This is a genomic window from Burkholderia sp. Bp9012, from assembly GCF_003853825.1.
GTDB lineage: Bacteria > Pseudomonadota > Gammaproteobacteria > Burkholderiales > Burkholderiaceae > Burkholderia > Burkholderia diffusa.
The window spans coordinates 26,161-41,937 of record NZ_QTQA01000043.1; the positions used below are offsets into that span (position 1 = coordinate 26,161).

Annotated in this window: 27 protein-coding genes and 2 pseudogenes; 17 read left to right on the forward strand and 12 right to left on the reverse strand. The window is 57.9% G+C overall.

What is annotated here, in order from left to right; genetic code table 11:
* Positions 1 to 121 precede the first annotated feature (121 nt).
* Positions 122 to 739, reverse strand: coding sequence for a 1-pyrroline-5-carboxylate dehydrogenase (locus tag DIE11_RS34130; protein ID WP_124629687.1), 618 nt, complete (start codon positions 737 to 739; stop codon positions 122 to 124).
* Here DIE11_RS34130 and DIE11_RS34135 point away from each other — a divergent pair.
* Positions 726 to 1,580 (forward strand): hypothetical protein, encoded by an 855-nt coding sequence (locus DIE11_RS34135; RefSeq protein WP_124629688.1) that lies wholly within the window; start codon positions 726 to 728, stop codon positions 1,578 to 1,580. The genes DIE11_RS34130 and DIE11_RS34135 overlap by 14 nt on opposite strands.
* 24 nt (positions 1,581 to 1,604) lie before the next feature.
* Here the strand turns inward: DIE11_RS34135 and DIE11_RS37300 are convergent, their stop codons facing one another.
* On the reverse strand, positions 1,605 to 1,727 hold the full coding sequence (locus DIE11_RS37300) for a hypothetical protein (protein ID WP_260436586.1): 123 nt from the start codon (positions 1,725 to 1,727) through the stop codon (positions 1,605 to 1,607).
* Positions 1,728 to 1,864: 137 nt separating this feature from the next.
* Complete coding sequence (locus DIE11_RS34140) at positions 1,865 to 2,158, reverse strand: hypothetical protein (protein WP_124629689.1); 294 nt, start codon at positions 2,156 to 2,158, stop codon at positions 1,865 to 1,867.
* A 258-nt stretch (positions 2,159 to 2,416) separates the two neighbouring features.
* On the opposite strand from DIE11_RS34140, the gene DIE11_RS34145 reads away from it, so the two are divergent.
* Positions 2,417 to 2,596, forward strand: a complete 180-nt coding sequence (locus DIE11_RS34145; protein WP_124629690.1) for a hypothetical protein — start codon at positions 2,417 to 2,419, stop codon at positions 2,594 to 2,596.
* On the opposite strand, the gene DIE11_RS34150 is transcribed toward DIE11_RS34145, so the two are convergent.
* The 4 genes from DIE11_RS34150 to DIE11_RS34165 form a co-directional block, all read right to left on the reverse strand.
* The gene (locus tag DIE11_RS34150; protein WP_124629691.1) at positions 2,580 to 2,762 is read right to left on the reverse strand and encodes a hypothetical protein; all 183 of its coding nucleotides are present in this window, start codon (positions 2,760 to 2,762) and stop codon (positions 2,580 to 2,582) included. The two genes, DIE11_RS34145 and DIE11_RS34150, sit on opposite strands and share 17 nt — an antisense overlap.
* Positions 2,763 to 3,246: 484 nt before the next feature.
* Positions 3,247 to 3,654, reverse strand: a complete 408-nt coding sequence (locus tag DIE11_RS34155; protein ID WP_221622481.1) for a type II toxin-antitoxin system death-on-curing family toxin — start codon at positions 3,652 to 3,654, stop codon at positions 3,247 to 3,249.
* Entirely contained in the window at positions 3,651 to 3,833 is a 183-nt protein-coding gene (locus tag DIE11_RS34160; protein WP_124629692.1) for a hypothetical protein, read from the reverse strand. The genes DIE11_RS34155 and DIE11_RS34160 overlap by 4 nt, the downstream gene beginning before the upstream one ends.
* Before the next feature lie 601 nt (positions 3,834 to 4,434).
* A complete protein-coding gene (locus DIE11_RS34165; RefSeq protein WP_260437245.1) occupies positions 4,435 to 4,845 on the reverse strand; it encodes a helix-turn-helix domain-containing protein in 411 nt (136 codons plus the stop codon).
* A gap of 53 nt (positions 4,846 to 4,898) precedes the next feature.
* On the opposite strand from DIE11_RS34165, the gene DIE11_RS34170 reads away from it, so the two are divergent.
* Together DIE11_RS34170 and DIE11_RS34175 are read left to right on the forward strand one after the other, a co-directional pair.
* Entirely contained in the window at positions 4,899 to 5,102 is a 204-nt protein-coding gene (locus tag DIE11_RS34170) for a helix-turn-helix transcriptional regulator (protein ID WP_124629693.1), read from the forward strand.
* Between the two features lies 1 nt (position 5,103).
* Positions 5,104 to 5,382, forward strand: coding sequence for a hypothetical protein (locus tag DIE11_RS34175; RefSeq protein WP_124629694.1), 279 nt, complete (start codon positions 5,104 to 5,106; stop codon positions 5,380 to 5,382).
* On the opposite strand, the gene DIE11_RS34180 is transcribed toward DIE11_RS34175, so the two are convergent.
* From DIE11_RS34180 to DIE11_RS34185, 3 genes are all read right to left on the reverse strand, one after another.
* Positions 5,359 to 5,586 carry a DNA-binding protein gene (locus DIE11_RS34180; protein ID WP_124629695.1) on the reverse strand — a complete coding sequence of 76 codons (228 nt, stop codon included), beginning with the start codon at positions 5,584 to 5,586 and terminating at the stop codon, positions 5,359 to 5,361. The genes DIE11_RS34175 and DIE11_RS34180 overlap by 24 nt on opposite strands.
* Before the next feature lie 250 nt (positions 5,587 to 5,836).
* Positions 5,837 to 6,322 (reverse strand): hypothetical protein, encoded by a 486-nt coding sequence (locus DIE11_RS36615; protein WP_185633862.1) that lies wholly within the window; start codon positions 6,320 to 6,322, stop codon positions 5,837 to 5,839.
* A 208-nt stretch (positions 6,323 to 6,530) separates the two neighbouring features.
* Complete coding sequence (locus DIE11_RS34185; protein WP_124629696.1) at positions 6,531 to 6,782, reverse strand: hypothetical protein; 252 nt, start codon at positions 6,780 to 6,782, stop codon at positions 6,531 to 6,533.
* A 143-nt stretch (positions 6,783 to 6,925) separates the two neighbouring features.
* Here DIE11_RS34185 and DIE11_RS34190 point away from each other — a divergent pair, with 143 nt between their 5' ends.
* The 11 genes from DIE11_RS34190 to DIE11_RS34230 all read left to right on the forward strand — a co-directional run bounded on the left by DIE11_RS34190 (position 6,926) and on the right by DIE11_RS34230 (position 11,863).
* The gene (locus DIE11_RS34190; RefSeq protein WP_081056699.1) at positions 6,926 to 7,225 is read left to right on the forward strand and encodes a DNA-binding protein; all 300 of its coding nucleotides are present in this window, start codon (positions 6,926 to 6,928) and stop codon (positions 7,223 to 7,225) included.
* Between the two features lie 82 nt (positions 7,226 to 7,307).
* The gene (locus tag DIE11_RS36620) at positions 7,308 to 7,481 is read left to right on the forward strand and encodes a hypothetical protein (RefSeq protein WP_156429861.1); all 174 of its coding nucleotides are present in this window, start codon (positions 7,308 to 7,310) and stop codon (positions 7,479 to 7,481) included.
* A gap of 10 nt (positions 7,482 to 7,491) precedes the next feature.
* Positions 7,492 to 8,298, forward strand: a complete 807-nt coding sequence (locus DIE11_RS34195; RefSeq protein ID WP_124629697.1) for a ParB N-terminal domain-containing protein — start codon at positions 7,492 to 7,494, stop codon at positions 8,296 to 8,298.
* Positions 8,295 to 9,302 carry a helix-turn-helix domain-containing protein gene (locus tag DIE11_RS34200; protein WP_124629698.1) on the forward strand — a complete coding sequence of 336 codons (1,008 nt, stop codon included), beginning with the start codon at positions 8,295 to 8,297 and terminating at the stop codon, positions 9,300 to 9,302. Before DIE11_RS34195 ends, DIE11_RS34200 begins: the two co-directional genes overlap by 4 nt.
* The gene (locus tag DIE11_RS36625; protein WP_185633863.1) at positions 9,299 to 9,475 is read left to right on the forward strand and encodes a hypothetical protein; all 177 of its coding nucleotides are present in this window, start codon (positions 9,299 to 9,301) and stop codon (positions 9,473 to 9,475) included. Before DIE11_RS34200 ends, DIE11_RS36625 begins: the two co-directional genes overlap by 4 nt.
* Positions 9,472 to 10,035, forward strand: a complete 564-nt coding sequence (locus DIE11_RS34205) for a hypothetical protein (RefSeq protein WP_124629699.1) — start codon at positions 9,472 to 9,474, stop codon at positions 10,033 to 10,035. The genes DIE11_RS36625 and DIE11_RS34205 overlap by 4 nt, the downstream gene beginning before the upstream one ends.
* Positions 10,035 to 10,367: a hypothetical protein gene (locus tag DIE11_RS34210; protein ID WP_124629700.1), complete on the forward strand. Its 333-nt coding sequence runs from the start codon at positions 10,035 to 10,037 to the stop codon at positions 10,365 to 10,367. Before DIE11_RS34205 ends, DIE11_RS34210 begins: the two co-directional genes overlap by 1 nt.
* On the forward strand, positions 10,364 to 10,807 hold the full coding sequence (locus tag DIE11_RS34215) for a nuclease domain-containing protein (protein ID WP_124629701.1): 444 nt from the start codon (positions 10,364 to 10,366) through the stop codon (positions 10,805 to 10,807). Before DIE11_RS34210 ends, DIE11_RS34215 begins: the two co-directional genes overlap by 4 nt.
* Positions 10,808 to 10,869: 62 nt before the next feature.
* Positions 10,870 to 11,142, forward strand: coding sequence for a hypothetical protein (locus DIE11_RS34220; RefSeq protein WP_260437246.1), 273 nt, complete (start codon positions 10,870 to 10,872; stop codon positions 11,140 to 11,142).
* Positions 11,139 to 11,387, forward strand: a complete 249-nt coding sequence (locus DIE11_RS34225) for a phage portal protein (protein ID WP_124629703.1) — start codon at positions 11,139 to 11,141, stop codon at positions 11,385 to 11,387. The genes DIE11_RS34220 and DIE11_RS34225 overlap by 4 nt, the downstream gene beginning before the upstream one ends.
* Before the next feature lie 44 nt (positions 11,388 to 11,431).
* Positions 11,432 to 11,863: a hypothetical protein gene (locus tag DIE11_RS34230; protein WP_124629704.1), complete on the forward strand. Its 432-nt coding sequence runs from the start codon at positions 11,432 to 11,434 to the stop codon at positions 11,861 to 11,863.
* Positions 11,864 to 12,737: 874 nt separating this feature from the next.
* Here the strand turns inward: DIE11_RS34230 and DIE11_RS37305 are convergent.
* Positions 12,738 to 12,833: pseudogene (locus DIE11_RS37305) on the reverse strand (integrase); the annotation flags it as partial.
* A gap of 112 nt (positions 12,834 to 12,945) precedes the next feature.
* On the reverse strand, positions 12,946 to 14,055 hold the full coding sequence (locus DIE11_RS34240) for an SMEK domain-containing protein (RefSeq protein WP_124629705.1): 1,110 nt from the start codon (positions 14,053 to 14,055) through the stop codon (positions 12,946 to 12,948).
* A 306-nt stretch (positions 14,056 to 14,361) separates the two neighbouring features.
* Here DIE11_RS34240 and DIE11_RS34245 point away from each other — a divergent pair, with 306 nt between their 5' ends.
* A complete protein-coding gene (locus tag DIE11_RS34245; RefSeq protein ID WP_124629706.1) occupies positions 14,362 to 15,282 on the forward strand; it encodes a hypothetical protein in 921 nt (306 codons plus the stop codon).
* Between the two features lie 314 nt (positions 15,283 to 15,596).
* Positions 15,597 to 15,777, forward strand: a pseudogene (locus DIE11_RS34250) (H-NS family nucleoid-associated regulatory protein); the annotation flags it as partial.

Genomic DNA, 15,777 nt, shown 5'->3' on the forward strand with positions numbered 1-15,777 from the left:
GAGGTGCTTCACGGTCTTTTGCGGGCGTACGATGGGCCCGACAGTTCCTCGTCCCATGCACGTCGCATGGTTCGTTCGCCCCGGCGAGTTTCACGGCCATCGTCGGGGCATTTTTTTGTGGTCATCGGGGCAGCCACTCGGTGCCGCGCACGATCCGGCCGATCGGTTCGAGCACAAGCACCTCGGATTCCTTTTCGCTGCGCACGAGGGCGCGGCCGCGGCGCTGGGCCTTCTCAAGCGATTCGTGGCGCTGCGGTTTGCAATTGCGGCCGACAGTCACGAACAGCGGCGCGCGTGCGCCGACCGGGCCGATCGTCAGCTCGTCGATGCGGGCCTCGAGCGTCGCAGCGTTCGCCCGCCAGGTGTCCGCCTTCAGCTGCGCGGCGTCGCGCTCGGCGGTGAGGCGCTCGATGTCAGCACGCAGCTCGGCGATGACGTGCGAGGTGTCGATTACGCCGAGGGCAGCGACCGGCAGTTTCGCGATCGCTGCGGCCAGCAACGGCGCGGGCGCGGAGGACTCGGCATCGCTTGACTGTTGCGCAGCCGGCGCGCCACGCGAGAGCCAGTACACGTATTCATTGCCGGCACCCGGGCGCTTTTCGCGCTCGACCATGCCGCTCGAGTACATCTTGTTGATCGCTTTCACGACGTCAAAATGCGGCAGGCCAATACCAGTCGCGACTGCCTTCGCTGTCGCCTCGGGCACAGTGCCGAGGAAGTTTTCGATGTCTTCCGTCATGCTGTCCTCACGCGTTCGAGGGGAAGCCTCAATGGCGGGTGCTTGGCCGCACTGGGTAGCCGAGCGTCTGCCGTTGAAGCCGGGAAGAAAAAAGAAGGGCGCCGAACAAGCCGCCCACAAGAAAAAGCCGCGCATCCAAGGCACCGAAATTTGCGCGGCTCGGGTAACGGCGCATGCTAGGATTCGCGCGTCATTTCACAACGAGGACGCGATGAGGCACTGGAACACGGTGTTCGGAATTCTTGGTGGAATTGCGATTGTGATTATGGTTTCTCTGTTCGGCGCGACATCAGCCGGAACGCAAACCTACAAGCCAGACTTCATGGCGTCATGGGTGCAAGCCACTGGGGGCATTGTTGCCATCTTTGCTTCGGCCATAATGGTCAAATGGCAGTTCGACAAGCAAAGGCTGCAGCAAGAGAACGACAAAGCAGAAAGCATTCGTAAGCGCGCCCGTTATCTTCGCCAGGTCGCGAGCGAGGCAAGCGCGGTGGCCGATCAGCTCTTGACCAATCTTCGAGATCCCGAGAGCACATTCGAGTACTTGCAGAACTTGTACGATCCGAATCGCCTTGAAGTAGTCGGTGTGGCTCTCCGTGAAATTCCGGTATTGGAGCTGCCATCTCCAGAATTCGTTATGCCAATTATTGCGATTCGAACTGCATGCGAACGCATTGCGGATGCTGCTCGCGCACTTAAGGACGCGAAAGTGCCTGGGTTAAGTGCGTATCCGAATGTCTTGCAGATGCCGGAGCACGCGGTTGTTGTGTCGCAGGCCGGCTACATCAAGTATTCGATGGAATTGATCGAAAGCTTGATATGGACGCACCACCGGGAATGAAGACGTCGCGGCAACGTGATTGGACTACGTGCAGTAGGTCGCTGCGCAGCGTGCAGTCTCGTCCCACTGTTGTGTGGTGGCGAGAACCAGGATGGCGACAATCAACACGCCAAGACTTTTGAGCCACAGGATGAGAAGGGTTTTCACGACCACACTCCCATCAGCGCTTCGATCGGGGGAGCGACGGCGCCGGCAAGCAGGTAGAACCCGGCGATCACACAGAATGGAATCCAATCTCGATTCATCGTTACCTCACGTTGTTATTTGACCTGGCGCTGCAGGTATCAGACGATGGCGGTCAGCGTCGTGCTGCCGTCGCCGAGCTCGGTTCGAAGCATCAACGGTGCTCCACCGAATAGCTCAGGGCGAAGTTCTCGCAGAGCGTTGCTGAAGTTCTTCGGTGCTTCGAAGCCGTCGCCGAGCAGGGCGGTTGTGACGGCGAGTTCGGGATCGTCGTCACCGGGCGTGAAGAACGACGCGACGATCGGTATCTTGTGTTCCTTGCAGATTGAGATGATCTGCGTCATGAGCGGCGAGATCTGCTCGTCGTAGATCTGTTCCTTGGTGGCCGTGGTCATGCGTTTCTCCAATATGATTAGGAATGCGAATACATGACAACGCTCAACGAACGACACTGGCGTTCAATGTCGTCCGATCAACGCTGTCGAAACTCTCAAGGGCGCGCACACGGCAGGGTGCTGCCGCGCTGGGTTGATGGGTGCGGATGTCCGCGAACGAGTGCGCTTTTTTGAGAAATTGAGGGAATGTTCCTTGCGATAATGGATGCGCCGAGCTGAGAGGCGGCATCCATTAACCACCGTCACAAGGAACGACCCATGAGTGAGCAAAACGAAGACAGCAAAGCTACAAAGATCCTTGTCGAACTGATTCGGAGCGGATCATTGAAACTCCCTAGTCCTGACCGCATCGGGGATGAGGCTGACGCGGAGGCGCTTGGAAAGATTGCCGCAACATATCTGCGGGCGATTCATAGCGGTCTTAAGGCGATTGATTGAGCCGTTTCGAGGTCGCCAGTGCTTTGTCCACGGCAAACACTGAGCGGATCACACGATCGATGAAGGAATCGAGGGGTTCGTCGCCGCGTGGCTGATAGCGAATGATGTCGCGCACCAAATCGAGTGCCGAGCCATTGTGGAGGTACTCGAGCTTTTGCTCTGCCATATCAATCTCCTGTAGTTGATGGCCGATACGCTTTCGTGAAAAGCGCATTGGTCATCGTTGCTTTACGTCCCTGTCCGGCTACACCTGGCTGAGCCAGCTCCGGATCGGTGACGGCGCGACGAGTTACCACGCCACTCGTCGCCGGGCGCCGCATTGCGGTAGCAGCTCATCAGGCCGCCATTTCTCGCGCTTTTACATTCAGCCGCACGAGGCCAAGGGCTGGGTGCTGAGCACCTATTCATCTTCCGTCAGGGTTAGAGAGCGATCCGCCTGGGGCGGTGGCGCAGCACCTTGTGCCGCATTGGCATGAAATATAGGCATACCGATAATATCTGTCAATAGGTTTGCCGATATTTGCGTGGGGAAGTTGTAACAACTAGGGGGTGAAATCGGAAGTTACTTCGAAACACCGCCGAGGCGCGAGACGCCGGACACGATAGTCTCTTATTTGCGCGGGCCAAGAGGAGGGGTGGCCCTTTGAAGCCTATTGCGGCAGATGCTCAAACCCTGGAGGATCAGGGAGGCGTTTGGCTAGCGTCGCGAAGATGTTCGCGAGGTCGAGATAATTGAGTTGGGCCTTCGCGACATCGACCATGATGTCCTCTAGAGCCGGGGTGCGCGCAACCTCGTATCCTTCGATCAAAAGGTAGGTTAGCGCGGAGACGAGGGCGGTTCGCTTGTTAGCGTCGGGGAATGCGTGTCCCCGGGCAATCGCTTCCGCATACAGGCCGGCGATTTCGAAAACGTCCGCCAAGCCTTCGTAGTGAATTCTGTTCTCAATACGACCAAGGGCGCCCTCAAGAGCGCCCCTGTTCGTGTTTCCGTTCAAGCCTGGTTCGTGCTGCAGGATGAAATCGTGGACGATCTCTACCAGATCTGCATCGAGGATCATCGATTCGCGAGGGCTTGTATGACGGAATGATGCTGTTCGTACACCGTTTTTGCGGCGTTAAGAATCGCCTTACGACCGGCCGGAGACTGAGTCACAACCTTGACCGTCGGCAGTTGGGTGGTCTGACGCGCCTGGACCTCCACTCCATGGATGGTCCCGGTCTTGCCTTTGATGCTCATATGGGCTCTCCAAGAGAAGTAACGGGAATGCTGCACTGCCAAATCATGTTGGCGAATTGTACTAGCGAAATTCTGCACGTGCAGAGCTCAGTTAGAAAATTCTGAGTTGTATCGAAATTATCGGCCTGATTTCGTCGTTTTCAAGAGAGGGAGGGTACCTAGCTTGCAACGACTGTGACATTTCATCAACGCCGAAAGGCAAGCTCCGAAAGGCGCGCAGTCCCATCGGCCACAAGGCCGCCGTCTGAATACAGTTGAAAGCTTCCCAATTCTGACGCTACACTACTGTACATATATACAGTTATATTGTGCTGACGAAGACGAGGGCGGCCGATGAGCGAAGAAGGAACAATGCGCCTGCAATGCAGGCCGGGGGATCTGGCGAAGATCAAGCGCGCCTGGAACGCGTTACTGGTCGGGAAGTTGGTGCACGTTCGACGGGTGCATGAAGGAAACAAATGGCTTGTCAGCCTCTTGGGGGAGCCTGCGCTTGGTGTAGGAGAGGATCGGCAGCGATTCGTTATGACTCGCACACTAATCGCGGACGATTCTGCGCTAGAGCCGGTCGGCGAAAGGGCGGAGCTTGACTGTCGAGCAGCTGTTAAGGGTTCAGCAATGCGGGAGGCTCGTCCGGATTCGGAAGCATTCGAAGCATCAGTGCGAACGTCTGTACAGGCTCGCCAGCCTTGTCAGCCTTGAGAATGGCGTCGACTAATCTCCGCGCTGCGACGCTCGCGGCGCCTATTGCCGCATCGTAACTATCGTGGGACAGGGAGGGCGCTGACGGATCGCCTTTCCCCTCAGCTAGCCATAGAGCATTGACGCCAAGAACGTTCGCCATGGCCGGCGTCTTGGCCGATCCATCATATTCGTCGTTCTCAAGCTCAGAGATTGTCGCCTGCGTCAGGTTGACCCTGTCCGCCAGCTGTTTTTGCGTCAGCTGAGCGTTCTTGCGCGCCGATCTAAGGCGTTTTCCGTAGGTGCTGTTTGGCATATAGGAATTCTTATACAAGAATGCATCGGTTTGCCTATTGACATGAAAATCGGCAAACCTATAATTAGTGCATGGATCTTCAATTCATCGCCCTCGAACTCAAGCGCCTTGGCATGAGCCAAGTCGACATTGCTCGCGCGATCGATTGCTCTCAGCCAACGATCTCGGAAATACAGAGCGGTCGACTTGGGAAATGCCGCCCCTCTTATCGCTTGGCTTCAGCGTTGATGAGGCTCCATGAGGAAAAGGTCGCTCAACAGAAGGAGATCGCCTGACATGAGCAGATTCATCAAGGTCGTTGTCGGTGATGAGCGCGGTGAAGCTGAGGTGATCGTCATACGGCGAGACGGCGTTACCGGGCTCGATATCCTCAAATTCGTGCAGGACGTGATCGGCCTGTTCGACATGGAGATGCTGGCACAAGCCGAGGGCCGCACGTTCCAGCATCCGCTCGCCGGTGGCGTTGGCGCGCTGACGAGCGGCAATGCGGCCAGGCTGGGCCGGCTGGTTGCGCGCGAAGGGGGCAAGGCATCACCAAAGATCAAGAATGAATAGTCGGACATTGATTTTGCTTGCGCGACCAACCTGTTTGATCAGGTCGTGTGCGAGGGCATTGTCGACGTCAGTGTTCCAGAGATGGTAGCTGTCGTCCGGAAATTCCTCGACGAAAATCTGCTGGACTCGAGTTTCCGCATCGGTGGCATTCATGCCGATGTCCATATTAACGAGACAGTTTGCAATGATTTCGCTTTTTTTCATTTCATTCGCTCGAACTTTTACTTGGACAAAAGGAGATCCCATGAAGCGCCTGTATGCACGTCTGGTCTCTGGTTCGACCGTCCGAAGCCCGGTCCCTGGATGGAGAGCACCCGAGTGAACATTCCCTTCGACGCCATTGTGTTTGCAAATGGGCATGTAGTCATAGAGTCATCCAGTGAGTTGATCGAATTCTGGGTTGAACTCGGACCTGAGGTTGGCTGGGGCCGATTCGAGCGCTTACCAGGGCCTATCACGAACCGATGTGAAGAGCCGTTTGTACTGCGTGAAGTGCGCCCGGCGCGTGAGACAGCGCCAAGTCCAGTAGCTTCATCGTTAGGTGTTTTGTGGCGTCGGCAGGCAGCGATCGAAGCGCATCGACGAATCGAGGCTTATCGCCGGCAGGTAGATCGGATTCCATGATCTTCGATTCGATGAGCGACTTGATTGTGTCTTCGTGCAGCTTGATCGTCACGACGCCGAGGATTGCAGAGAGACCACCATCCTCAGCAAGGAAATCCATCCCGTCTTTTGTGATGCGCGCTGGCTGGTAGTGGAAGGAGCTATCGAGATTGGGTTTCACGGAATCAGTGATTAACCCGTGCTCCGCCAAGTAGTAGAGGTTCGCTGAACGCGCTTCTTCGGATACATCGCCAACGAGTTCAGCATGTCCCAGAGAAGGGTAAATCTCAGCAAGTGCCGTCAAGACTTCCTTTTGATATTCGCGGTCGAGTTTCATCGGGATCTCAATATGGAGATGGGTTCAATGGAAGAGGGTTGTGTGAAGCGCCTGTACACACGTGTGGTCCGCTGGCTTCGGGTGCGGTGGAATTTCGAGGTCCATCGCTCAGACGGATATGCCGTGTTGCATGCCGATGGGGTGCGCGGGATCGACCCGGCGTCCGGTCGGGTCATATGGCGCATATCGAAAGACGGGGCGATCGAGATTACTGGTGCCGCAGCACAGCCTTCAGAAGATCGCTCCGATCGGCAAGTAGAGCTCTGAGGGGGCTTTCGAACGCTTCTTGGTCGCCAGAGGACGGCGGCGACGCCAAGAAATAGGAAACGCTGTCCTCGAGTGCCGTTTGGTTGAAGGTGGGTGAGTCTTGAATCGACGCCTTCAGCGCCGCAAGCGCGGCGAGAACGCCGTAACGGAAGCTGTCCAGTTCGTTGAGTATTTGTTCGTTTGATGTGGTCATGCGAACCCCGTTGTGTGGTTGTTGAAGAGGTTAGAGCCTTCAATTCTCGCATAGCGGTGGTTCGCATCCAGTTGTGATGTATGCAGTTTAGAAAATTCGACCTTCAAGGTCATTCAATCAGATTTGAACGGAGTTGAGTTGCTATGAGCACCATTGAGGTCATCCGGAAACCGAGCATCGAGCGGGCATTTCGGGAAGCGCTGAGCGATCCGCGCAGCCGAGGGCCGGTGGCGGATGCGCTCGGCTGGGACGACTCGCAGGTGAGCCGATTCCTGTCGGGGAATCTTGGCGTTCCGATCAACAAGATCGACGCCGGGCTGAATGCGCTCGAACTGCGCGTGGTCTCGCGGGAGTATCTGGACGGGCTGTCGACGATGAGCAAGGTCGGCGTGAACTGCCACTGCGCACGTGAAGGTTTCGGGGAGTGTGGCGGCCGGTGGTGATGTAAGCGACGGGCCCGGGTAAAAGCGTTTTCGACGGAGAACGTTTCTATACGGGTTCAGTAATCCTAATAGATCGAGATTTATGGAAACCACGCAGATCAACCAATCGGCCGATACGCATGAGCGGAACGAGATCGGCTCCCACGAAGTGCGGCGCATAGTGCGCGACGCCAGCCAACACCCGACGTATCCGCGCAAGTGTCTGTCGTGCGGCGCGCTCGAATCTCTCGACGGCTCCGTGCCGTGCGGTCACTGAGGATCCTCGAATGGCAAAAAATTCCATCGACGTCTACGGAGCGAAGGGCAAGGGAAACGCGCTCGACTTCGATCCCGACAAGCTCATGCTTGTAATCGATCCGGCTCATCCGCTCTTTGACGAGCGGGTTCATTGGCCGGTCGACGAGAGCATGGTCCGCAACATCATGTTCCAAGGCGTGATCCAGCCGATTGAGGTGACGAAAGATCCGGATACCGGTGAGGTGCAGGTTGTCACCGGGCGGCAACGCGTAAAGGCTGCCCGGGAAGCGAATCGTCGATTGATCGATCGTGGCGATTCGCCGATCACGGTGCCAGGAATTGTCCGCCGTCTCGCGCGCAACGAGCGCGCATCGGTATTGTCGGCCGCGATCGCCAGCGAGAACGCGATCCGGCAACAAGAGACACCGCTTTCCATGGCGGCGAAGATGGCGCGCCAGCTGCGCATGCGGTCCGAGGACGATGTAGCAATTCTGTTTGGGTGCAACGTCCAGACAGTTCGCGCGACCGTAGCTTTGCTCGACTGCTGCGAGGACGTTCAGAAGGCCGTCGACACCGGGCAGATCAATGTCACGCATGCGCGAACGTTGGGGAAGCTTGAGCCTGCCGAACAGCGTGCAAAGGTGAAAGTCGTTATTGCGGCTGGGGAAGGCAAGCAAGGGCATGAACGGTCGCGCGCGCAGAAAGCCGCGCTTACCGGCAATGCAGCCCCTCGCATGCGCACCCGAAAGCAGATTGCCGCGGAACTGGCGACGGCGACGGGCGAGCGCGCGGACGCTCTCCGGTGGGTGCTCGGCATGGTCGACGAGGCCGCATGAGCATCAAGGTCCAAACGATGGTGTGGGACCGGTATCCGGGCGAGGACCATGAACTGTTGCTCGCCCTCAAGCTGGCCGACTACTGCGACGACAACGGAGAGCACATTTTCCCGAGCATCGAAACGATGGCGGAGAAGACACGCCGCTCGGCGCGTGCTGTCCAGTATCAGATCAAGAGCATGGTTGAGCGCGGCTGGTTGATTCTGGTCGCGAACGCGAGCGGCGGCCGTGGCCGTGCCTGCGAATACCGAATCAATCCCGATTGGATAAACGGTGCAGAGATTGCACCCATTTCCGCTGGCCAAAAGGGTGCAACGGATGCACCCATCGAAAAGGGTGCAACGGTTAGCAAAAAGGGTGCAACGAGCGACACAAAGGGTGCAATGGGTTTCGCAAAAGGGTGCAATGGGTTGCACCCGATTCACCATGAACCACCACAGGAACCATCAGAGAACCACCAAGGCGCACGGCGTGCGCCGCGAGTTGCGTTGCATGCCGAGCTGCGCTCGATCGAACTGCCCGACTGGCTGAAGTTCGAGGATTGGGACATGTGGTGTGAGCACCGCGAGGCAAAGCACAAAGACGCCCCGTGGACTCGCCCGGCGGCAACCGTATCGATCCGGAAGCTGACGAAGCTGCGTTCGCTGGGGCAAGACCCGACGGCATGCATCGAAGAGGCAGTGCTGCGTGGCTGGACGGGCTTGTTCCCGCTGAAAGGGGACGTGGCCGCGACGTCATCGGGTGCTGGCATCACTGTCGCACCGGACTGGTGGAAGACCGCGCCGGGCATCCGCGAGAGAGGCAAGCAGCTTGGTATCGAGGAAAAGCCGAATCAGGTGTTCGAGCAGTACAAGGCGAGGGTGTTCAAGGCAGCCGGACCAGGCGAGTGGATGGAGGACATGCTGCGCACGGTTAGCCGCGAGAGCGAAGAGCGCTACGAATCGCTGTACGCCTATTTCAACGACATTCCGCGCGAACAGGTCGCGCAGCAGGCAGCGGAATGACGCCCGGCGAGTGTCGCGAGCGGTTCATGAACGCCGTGCGAGACGCACGGGACGGCAAGAACAGCAAGGCTCACGCGCTCATCGCATCTGTGCGCGAACGCTTTGGGAATGCGGCAGCCGAGACGGCGCGCCGTGAGTTGAAGAATTACGTGGATAGCGACAGGAAGGCATGACGAAACGAACAACCTGGCCGATGCGGGTCGACGCCGGTGTGAAAACGGTTGGTACGGCTCGCGTGCGCGATGACTCGCGCCCGAAGATGACGGCGGCACAGAAGGCAGTGTTCGACGCGACGGGCAATCGGCCGCAAGTCGACGCAGGTTTCGACGATATCGGCGACGGGATCGGTGCGCCGTCCGTGCTTACGCCGGCATACCGCCAGCCCGACGCCAAGGCGCGCATGCAAGCACTCGGGCGCCTGAGGACCGGCGAGATGAACAAGACCGAGCAGCGGTACGCCGATCACCTTGAGGCGCGGAAGCAGGCGGGCGAGGTCGCTTGGTATCGCTTCGAGGGCATCAAGTTCCGGCTCGCTGACAACACGTTCTACACGCCGGACTTCGCGGTGATGCTCGTCAACGGCCAGCTCGAGGCGCATGAGGTCAAGGGGCACTGGCAAGACGACGCGCGCGTGAAGGTGAAGGTCGCTGCGGATCAGTACCCGGTGCGGTTCATTGCGGTGAAGGCTGGTCGTGCAAGGGACGGCGGCGGTTGGCAAACGGAGGAATTCTGATGAGCGGCGAAAAGATGAGCTTCACGCAACGATGCATCTGTGAGCGTCTTGGTGAAAGTCCCGGCATTACGTTGGGGGCGCTTTCATCGCAGCTCCGATCCACGCCTGACAGCATGAAGCGCACCGTGAACCGTCTGATTTCTACCGGGTATATCAGGCTGGGGCGGCGGGGCAGGAAAGGTTACGAGTTGCATCTCACTGGCAAGGCGTTCCCAGCATCAAACGAGGTGATGCCGGCCGATAAACGCCGGCACGTCGCGTTCGAGGTGGGAATTGCCACGGTCATTCCGGCAATACGCGCGATGGTCGATGTTGGGCGAGCGTCGGCATGAAGCGCTCAGGATTCAAACCGCGCACGAAGCCGATGTCGCGAGGGTCGTGGTCCCGGAAGAGTTCGCCGTTGCCGGGAGCGGCCCCGCAGCAGGTGACGAAGAGGCGCCGCCCGAGACGACCGACCGTCGCAGAAGGTTCGAGGTATCTGGAGGCCTGCCGCGGCGAGCCCTGTTATCTGCGCGTGCCAGGCCTTTGTCGGCGGAATCCAATCGACGAAACCGTGGTGCCGTGCCACTCGAACCAATCGCGCCACGGAAAGGCTGGTGCGATGAAGGCGAAAAACGAATTCACGGTTCCTGGTTGCGGAGCCTGTCACGCGTGGATCGATCAGAACCGCGTCGGTACGCCCAAACAGTTCAAGTTCGATGTGTGGGATCGGGCATTTGAGGAATGGGCGCCGGTCCGGGCCAGAAAGATGGGAGAGGCAAATTGCCAGTGAGGATGTGGGTGCATATCCCGGCGGGGATGCGTAGCACGCCCCGTAAGCGCGGCATGGGGGCGATGGTCATCACCGAGATCACGCGAAAGATCGATGCGACTGTATTTCGGCTGGCGCGCATTCCGACCGTGAAGCGGCAACTGGTAGCTGCAGTTGAGGCGGACGTGTTCATTCCTGAGATGTACCGAACGCATATCGCGAAGGGCGATCCGCGCTGGGTCGCGCCGGGCGTGTTCCGAACGAAGCTGTATTGGGTGGACAACCAGAAGTCGCGTGTGCTCGGGCAGTTCCTCGCTAGTGGCGCACACGAAATCGACCTGAGGGATGAGACATGAGTGCTGCTGCGTGCATCTTGTACAGCGACGTGCCTGACCGGCTTCTGATCTCGGCGATTCGTCACTTCGATGGGCTAACGGGAGCGGATCTCATCGCGTTCGACGAATGCCCGTTCTCAGGAGAGGTCACCGAGACGGAACATGGAACGCAGGTCTCGTTTCCATGGCCCCGTAACCGGACGATGCGCCATGCGATCGGTGACTGGCTCACGCACCACGGCATCAACTTCACGGTCGTCATGTAACGACGAATCACCGACCTCTCAAGCAAATCGAAAACGGGAACAACATGACGATCGACGAAAGCAACCAGATCGAAGAACTGCTCGGCGAATGGTACGACTGGCAGGCAGGGTATGTGCCGAGCCTTGGCTATGGGCGCATCGATCCGTCGTGCCGTGGCTTCTCCGAAGACGAACGCACGGTGACGTCCGACGAGCGCGCGGAAGAGGCAGACCGGAAGGCGGCGAAGAAGCGGGCGGAACAGGTCGACGTGTGCGTTGACGCTCTGACGTGGCAGGAGCGCGCAGCAATTCAGCGACACATGAAGGCGAAGCGAATCGGCGCAATGAACGAGGCATGCCGCGCAAAAGTTTGGAGCAATCCGCGCGGACTCGACCTTTCGGACGCGCATGCGAGCTATCAGGCGGCGAAGGTAGCGCTGTATCCGCGCGTGAGGGCGCGCGGTCTGTTGAGGGAGATGCCATTCGGACGGCGATGACGGCCGGCCAGTCCTCAGCCTTCGTTTTCCGCGCGTCCAACCAACGAGTAACGACCGATAGGAAGAGGCTCGGCGCGTCCACGGCCGCGCCCATCCCTTGGACGATCGGCCACGTCTGCTTGACTCCCCAGGTAACTCGGACTCGGCGCGATAACGCGCACCTTAACGACATTTTCATGCTCGGAGCCCCATTCGCGCGGCAACAACTCCGCGTGCTGCATCATCGAATCCAATGCAGTGGGAAACGCACCTTCTGACTGGTAGCCGAGCTGGAAAGTCCACCGGGACCTTGCGGTTGATTATGCGGTTCGCTTGTCGGCATGGAATGACGCGGGATCTAACCCAGCGTCGGATCCGAAAAGACCGCCGTACCGAACACGAACACCTTCTCCCCTTGGACCGTACCCACCCACGTTCCCATCGCAGTGCCGTCATCTGTCCAACTGGCCTCGGGAGCATCTCCCCCTATCTTAATAGCGAGTATGGTGTACGACATTGTCGCGCCCTGCGGCAGATTTCCGTTAAGTAGTGAATCTTGATTGAGTATCCCCGCAACAGTGTTAGCAAACTGTTGCAAGTCGCTTGAATCCGATTGTGTAACCGCCTGCTGGCAGGCCGTACCAAGGTCCATAATTCGACTCGCTGATTTTATTCGTCGGATGATCAGTATCAGCGGTTTGGGGAGCTAATGTCAATTTATGCAACAACGGTATCGTTCAGGCTGCCGTTACTCGTAACGTGGCCGGTCGCGGTCGTCGAAAATGGCGTACCGCGCCGCGAGGGTGGCAGGGTCTGGATTGAGTCGCATGTCGATGTTTGATAGGGACGATGCATCGGTCGTGGCCGGCCGAACGACCGTTCCCCGGAGCAAATGCTTGCTGTGTCCGAGAAGCATCTGCACTGCCCTCAAGTTCTTCGTGCGGCGGTAGATCAGCGACGCCTTTGTCCTGCGCATCGTACGTGTCCCGTAGAGTGCCGTGAACTGTGTCGACCTCATGCGAGCAGAGGCTTGCCTCCGTCGACGATGGTGGCATTTCAAAGTACCGCGCCTCGAGGTGGATCATTCAATCCAGGCGGACCAGCTAGAACGCTGAAAGATCGATTGAGCCGATCACGTTTCTGAAGCCGAGCTTTTTCTCGACGACGTACGATACGAATTCGAGCTGGAGTTCCTCCAATTCGGTGGGAATCGTTAAACCGATCTCAGTAGCCCCAAGCTCGTACGCGTCTTCGCCATTGATGTCCAGGAAGTCGGCGTGCCGCAGGATGTCGAACTCCCCATCCAAGTCGTCGCCGCGATACTCCCTCTTCACTTTGCTAAGCAGGAGATGGCTCGAGCCGTCACCGAATCGGCGCGATTGCCCTCGCTCGCGCCTTTCATACAGCATCGCCAAGAATTCACGGGTTAGCCTAGGCAGGCGAGAAAGATCCGCCCCGAGCTTCTTGAGCGCTTTTTGAACCTTCTCGATTTCAGGCGCATCGTGGCCGTGCTCTTCAACGAACGAACAGAACGCGCGACCGTCGCCGACTTTCGGCTTGGTCCGCCGCTCCCACATGTCGTACCCAGAAGTAGGGAATTTCCCGTTTTCGTCGGGCACCTCGAGCTCAATCTTTAGCCTAGCCGAACTGGAGCGTACTAGGTTGTACAGGTCCTGCAACTTATCGATCTGCAGATCGAACGCCTTGCGGGCAAGCGTGTCAAGATCCCAGACGTCGTCGGTCGTGAAGTCGTACTTCTTAGCGAGTGCTACATTAATGGAATATGCGCTCTGTCGCCTATTCATCCCGAGCACGACAATCTTTGCATACTTCGATGCTTGATCGGCGGTGATTTTCTCCAAAGTGTGATTGACCTTGTCGGTGGTCGCAGAAGAGGTCACTTGAACCCCGATTTTCTTGTTCTCATCTCCCAGATCAAGACCGGGCTCGTTTGATCTGTTTGCGTTCAAGTTTTTGAAGCTGGCATCCAGAAGAATGTTCAAAACGTCTCTAAAGAAATTCTCCGTTGCAACCGTCAAGTCGAACATGTGGATGGCGTTTCGCATCTTGACTTGGCCACCCAATATGGCCAAGTCATCCACAATTTCTCCAATAAAATAGCCTCGGCTCAGCATAGGTGATCTCCATCGCAATTTGTCTGGCCGGAGAATACCACCGGCTGCTTGAAGCAGCGCAGTTTGCGCTAAACGCATGATCATATCCGACTAAACTGAAGGGCTTCAATTCGCTCTGAACCGGTCAACCACCGTTCAGCTCTAACATAATGCTCGTGGCCGAACGCGGCCGGCCGCCGCCCTGCAACGCGCGACCGGCGCCGATCGACGGCGGATTCAACCGATCGATGCAACACACTAGAAGCTATCGAAAGACCGCAACTGGCCGCATTACGTCTTGATTTGATATGCGGCCTGCGGGGGATGAGCCCATAGCATGCCGGACTATGGCGTAGGAGATATTGAGCTTATCATTCCACGTGGCGATGCACCGATTAAGAAGCGATGAACAGCAACGAACGAGTTTTCTACACGCGCGACGAGGTGAGGCAGATTACCGATGCCTACCAGCACATCTTCGGGCCGATCGGCGCCGAACTGCGCGACTATTGGGACCTCGACCGGAAGCGCGAGTGGGGCTGTTTGACGACCGATTTCCACAACGCCTTGTTCGAGCAATACGAGGAAGCAAGCAAACGCGCCATCGAAATTGAGAGCACCGTTTCTGATCCTGTGCAGCGAGGCCTAGCTCTGCGAGACATCACCAGAAAAACTGGCGTTGGGCTAAGTCTTGGCGTGTGTCCGTGGACCGATCACGGCCTCTTCCAGACCTACGGCCAGAACATGCATCAACAGCGATTGACCATCATCCTAGGGCATGACTGGTATCCCATTGTCCCCCGACGGGCAAAAAAGCCGCACCCCGTCGACGTGCCTTTGTCGCGCTATGCTGGCTTGCGTGGCCTCACGAAGTACATCAACGTCGGTGCGGTGCCGGCGGCGATCATGAACAAGTCCGAGGTGTTGCTGTTCCTGAACTTCAAGCCGGATTTTCGGCCGCCCAACGAACCGGTGAAGGGCCCTTTCGAGCCGTACGACCGCTGCGTCCAAGGCTTCAACGCGCTTGTCGAGGCAGCAAGTCGCGAATTCAAGGTTCAGGTCATCAGTTGGGGAGGTAACGTCTGGCAGTTGCTCTGCAGGCAGGTTGAGGAGATACGCAAGCCCGTTGGCGTTTGCGTTCACGCCCGCACGAAGGAAGGGTTCGGTCGCCCGCTCGAACTGCGCTGCGGCCAACGCACCGTACCCTATCTCCCACTCGCACATCCATGCGACAGACGCAACTTCAACGATCACCATGCAGCGCACGCACATGAGGGCTTCCTTACCATGGGACTCGGTGGACGCGGCGGCGTTATGGGAGTCTAGCAGCGAGGATGCTCTTCTAGATCGCGGCGCACCAAAGGATTGTCGCCAGTACACGCCCATGTGCAATGTCCATTCCTTGTGGCGGATTCAAGCGGTCGGCAATGGTCCCTCGTTGTGCCACCTGATTGGAATTCACGATGATCGACTCGGCGATCTCGTTGACGAACCGGCGGATTGCAGTCGCCGAAATCTGAAACCGGAAGTGGACGGTAGCCGAGCTTTATGTAGGATTCCACACTTAGCGAACCTGCATGCGCTCCGTCGCAAAGGCCGATTCGGCTATCATGTGTGCAGCACAACAACGGGAGGAAATCATGGCGACCTACAAGGTCTTGAAAGCCCAATTGGACGCTTTGGCCGAGAAAGCAGAAGCTGCTCGCCTAGCTGAGTTTCAGGCAGTTGTCGAAGAGATCCGTGCCAAGGTCGCGGAGTACGGCATTACCGAGAAAGACATTTTTGGTGCGCGTCGTGGCAAGTCAGGAACGCAAACGAAGG

Excerpts from the sequence above, each read along its gene's own strand:
- DIE11_RS34210 (WP_124629700.1), top strand. The coding sequence starts at position 10,035 with ATGAGCGGCGAAAAGATGAGCTTCACGCAACGATGCATCTGTGAGCGT.
- DIE11_RS34190 (WP_081056699.1), top strand. The coding sequence starts at position 6,926 with ATGAGCACCATTGAGGTCATCCGGAAACCGAGCATCGAGCGGGCATTT.
- DIE11_RS34195 (WP_124629697.1), top strand. The coding sequence starts at position 7,492 with ATGGCAAAAAATTCCATCGACGTCTACGGAGCGAAGGGCAAGGGAAAC.
- DIE11_RS36620 (WP_156429861.1), top strand. The coding sequence starts at position 7,308 with ATGGAAACCACGCAGATCAACCAATCGGCCGATACGCATGAGCGGAAC.
- DIE11_RS34130 (WP_124629687.1), bottom strand. The coding sequence starts at position 739 with ATGACGGAAGACATCGAAAACTTCCTCGGCACTGTGCCCGAGGCGACA.
- DIE11_RS34220 (WP_260437246.1), top strand. The coding sequence starts at position 10,870 with ATGGTCATCACCGAGATCACGCGAAAGATCGATGCGACTGTATTTCGG.
- DIE11_RS34225 (WP_124629703.1), top strand. The coding sequence starts at position 11,139 with ATGAGTGCTGCTGCGTGCATCTTGTACAGCGACGTGCCTGACCGGCTT.
- DIE11_RS36615 (WP_185633862.1), bottom strand. The coding sequence starts at position 6,322 with ATGAAACTCGACCGCGAATATCAAAAGGAAGTCTTGACGGCACTTGCT.
- DIE11_RS34135 (WP_124629688.1), top strand. The coding sequence starts at position 726 with ATGTCTTCCGTCATGCTGTCCTCACGCGTTCGAGGGGAAGCCTCAATG.
- DIE11_RS34230 (WP_124629704.1), top strand. The coding sequence starts at position 11,432 with ATGACGATCGACGAAAGCAACCAGATCGAAGAACTGCTCGGCGAATGG.
- DIE11_RS36625 (WP_185633863.1), top strand. The coding sequence starts at position 9,299 with ATGACGCCCGGCGAGTGTCGCGAGCGGTTCATGAACGCCGTGCGAGAC.
- DIE11_RS34145 (WP_124629690.1), top strand. The coding sequence starts at position 2,417 with ATGAGTGAGCAAAACGAAGACAGCAAAGCTACAAAGATCCTTGTCGAA.
- DIE11_RS34245 (WP_124629706.1), top strand. The coding sequence starts at position 14,362 with ATGAACAGCAACGAACGAGTTTTCTACACGCGCGACGAGGTGAGGCAG.
- DIE11_RS34170 (WP_124629693.1), top strand. The coding sequence starts at position 4,899 with ATGGATCTTCAATTCATCGCCCTCGAACTCAAGCGCCTTGGCATGAGC.
- DIE11_RS34160 (WP_124629692.1), bottom strand. The coding sequence starts at position 3,833 with ATGAGCATCAAAGGCAAGACCGGGACCATCCATGGAGTGGAGGTCCAG.
- DIE11_RS34175 (WP_124629694.1), top strand. The coding sequence starts at position 5,104 with ATGAGCAGATTCATCAAGGTCGTTGTCGGTGATGAGCGCGGTGAAGCT.
- DIE11_RS34185 (WP_124629696.1), bottom strand. The coding sequence starts at position 6,782 with ATGACCACATCAAACGAACAAATACTCAACGAACTGGACAGCTTCCGT.
- DIE11_RS34200 (WP_124629698.1), top strand. The coding sequence starts at position 8,295 with ATGAGCATCAAGGTCCAAACGATGGTGTGGGACCGGTATCCGGGCGAG.
- DIE11_RS34150 (WP_124629691.1), bottom strand. The coding sequence starts at position 2,762 with ATGGCAGAGCAAAAGCTCGAGTACCTCCACAATGGCTCGGCACTCGAT.
- DIE11_RS34180 (WP_124629695.1), bottom strand. The coding sequence starts at position 5,586 with ATGAAAAAAAGCGAAATCATTGCAAACTGTCTCGTTAATATGGACATC.
- DIE11_RS34155 (WP_221622481.1), bottom strand. The coding sequence starts at position 3,654 with ATGATCCTCGATGCAGATCTGGTAGAGATCGTCCACGATTTCATCCTG.
- DIE11_RS34140 (WP_124629689.1), bottom strand. The coding sequence starts at position 2,158 with ATGACCACGGCCACCAAGGAACAGATCTACGACGAGCAGATCTCGCCG.
- DIE11_RS34215 (WP_124629701.1), top strand. The coding sequence starts at position 10,364 with ATGAAGCGCTCAGGATTCAAACCGCGCACGAAGCCGATGTCGCGAGGG.
- DIE11_RS34240 (WP_124629705.1), bottom strand. The coding sequence starts at position 14,055 with ATGCGTTTAGCGCAAACTGCGCTGCTTCAAGCAGCCGGTGGTATTCTC.
- DIE11_RS34205 (WP_124629699.1), top strand. The coding sequence starts at position 9,472 with ATGACGAAACGAACAACCTGGCCGATGCGGGTCGACGCCGGTGTGAAA.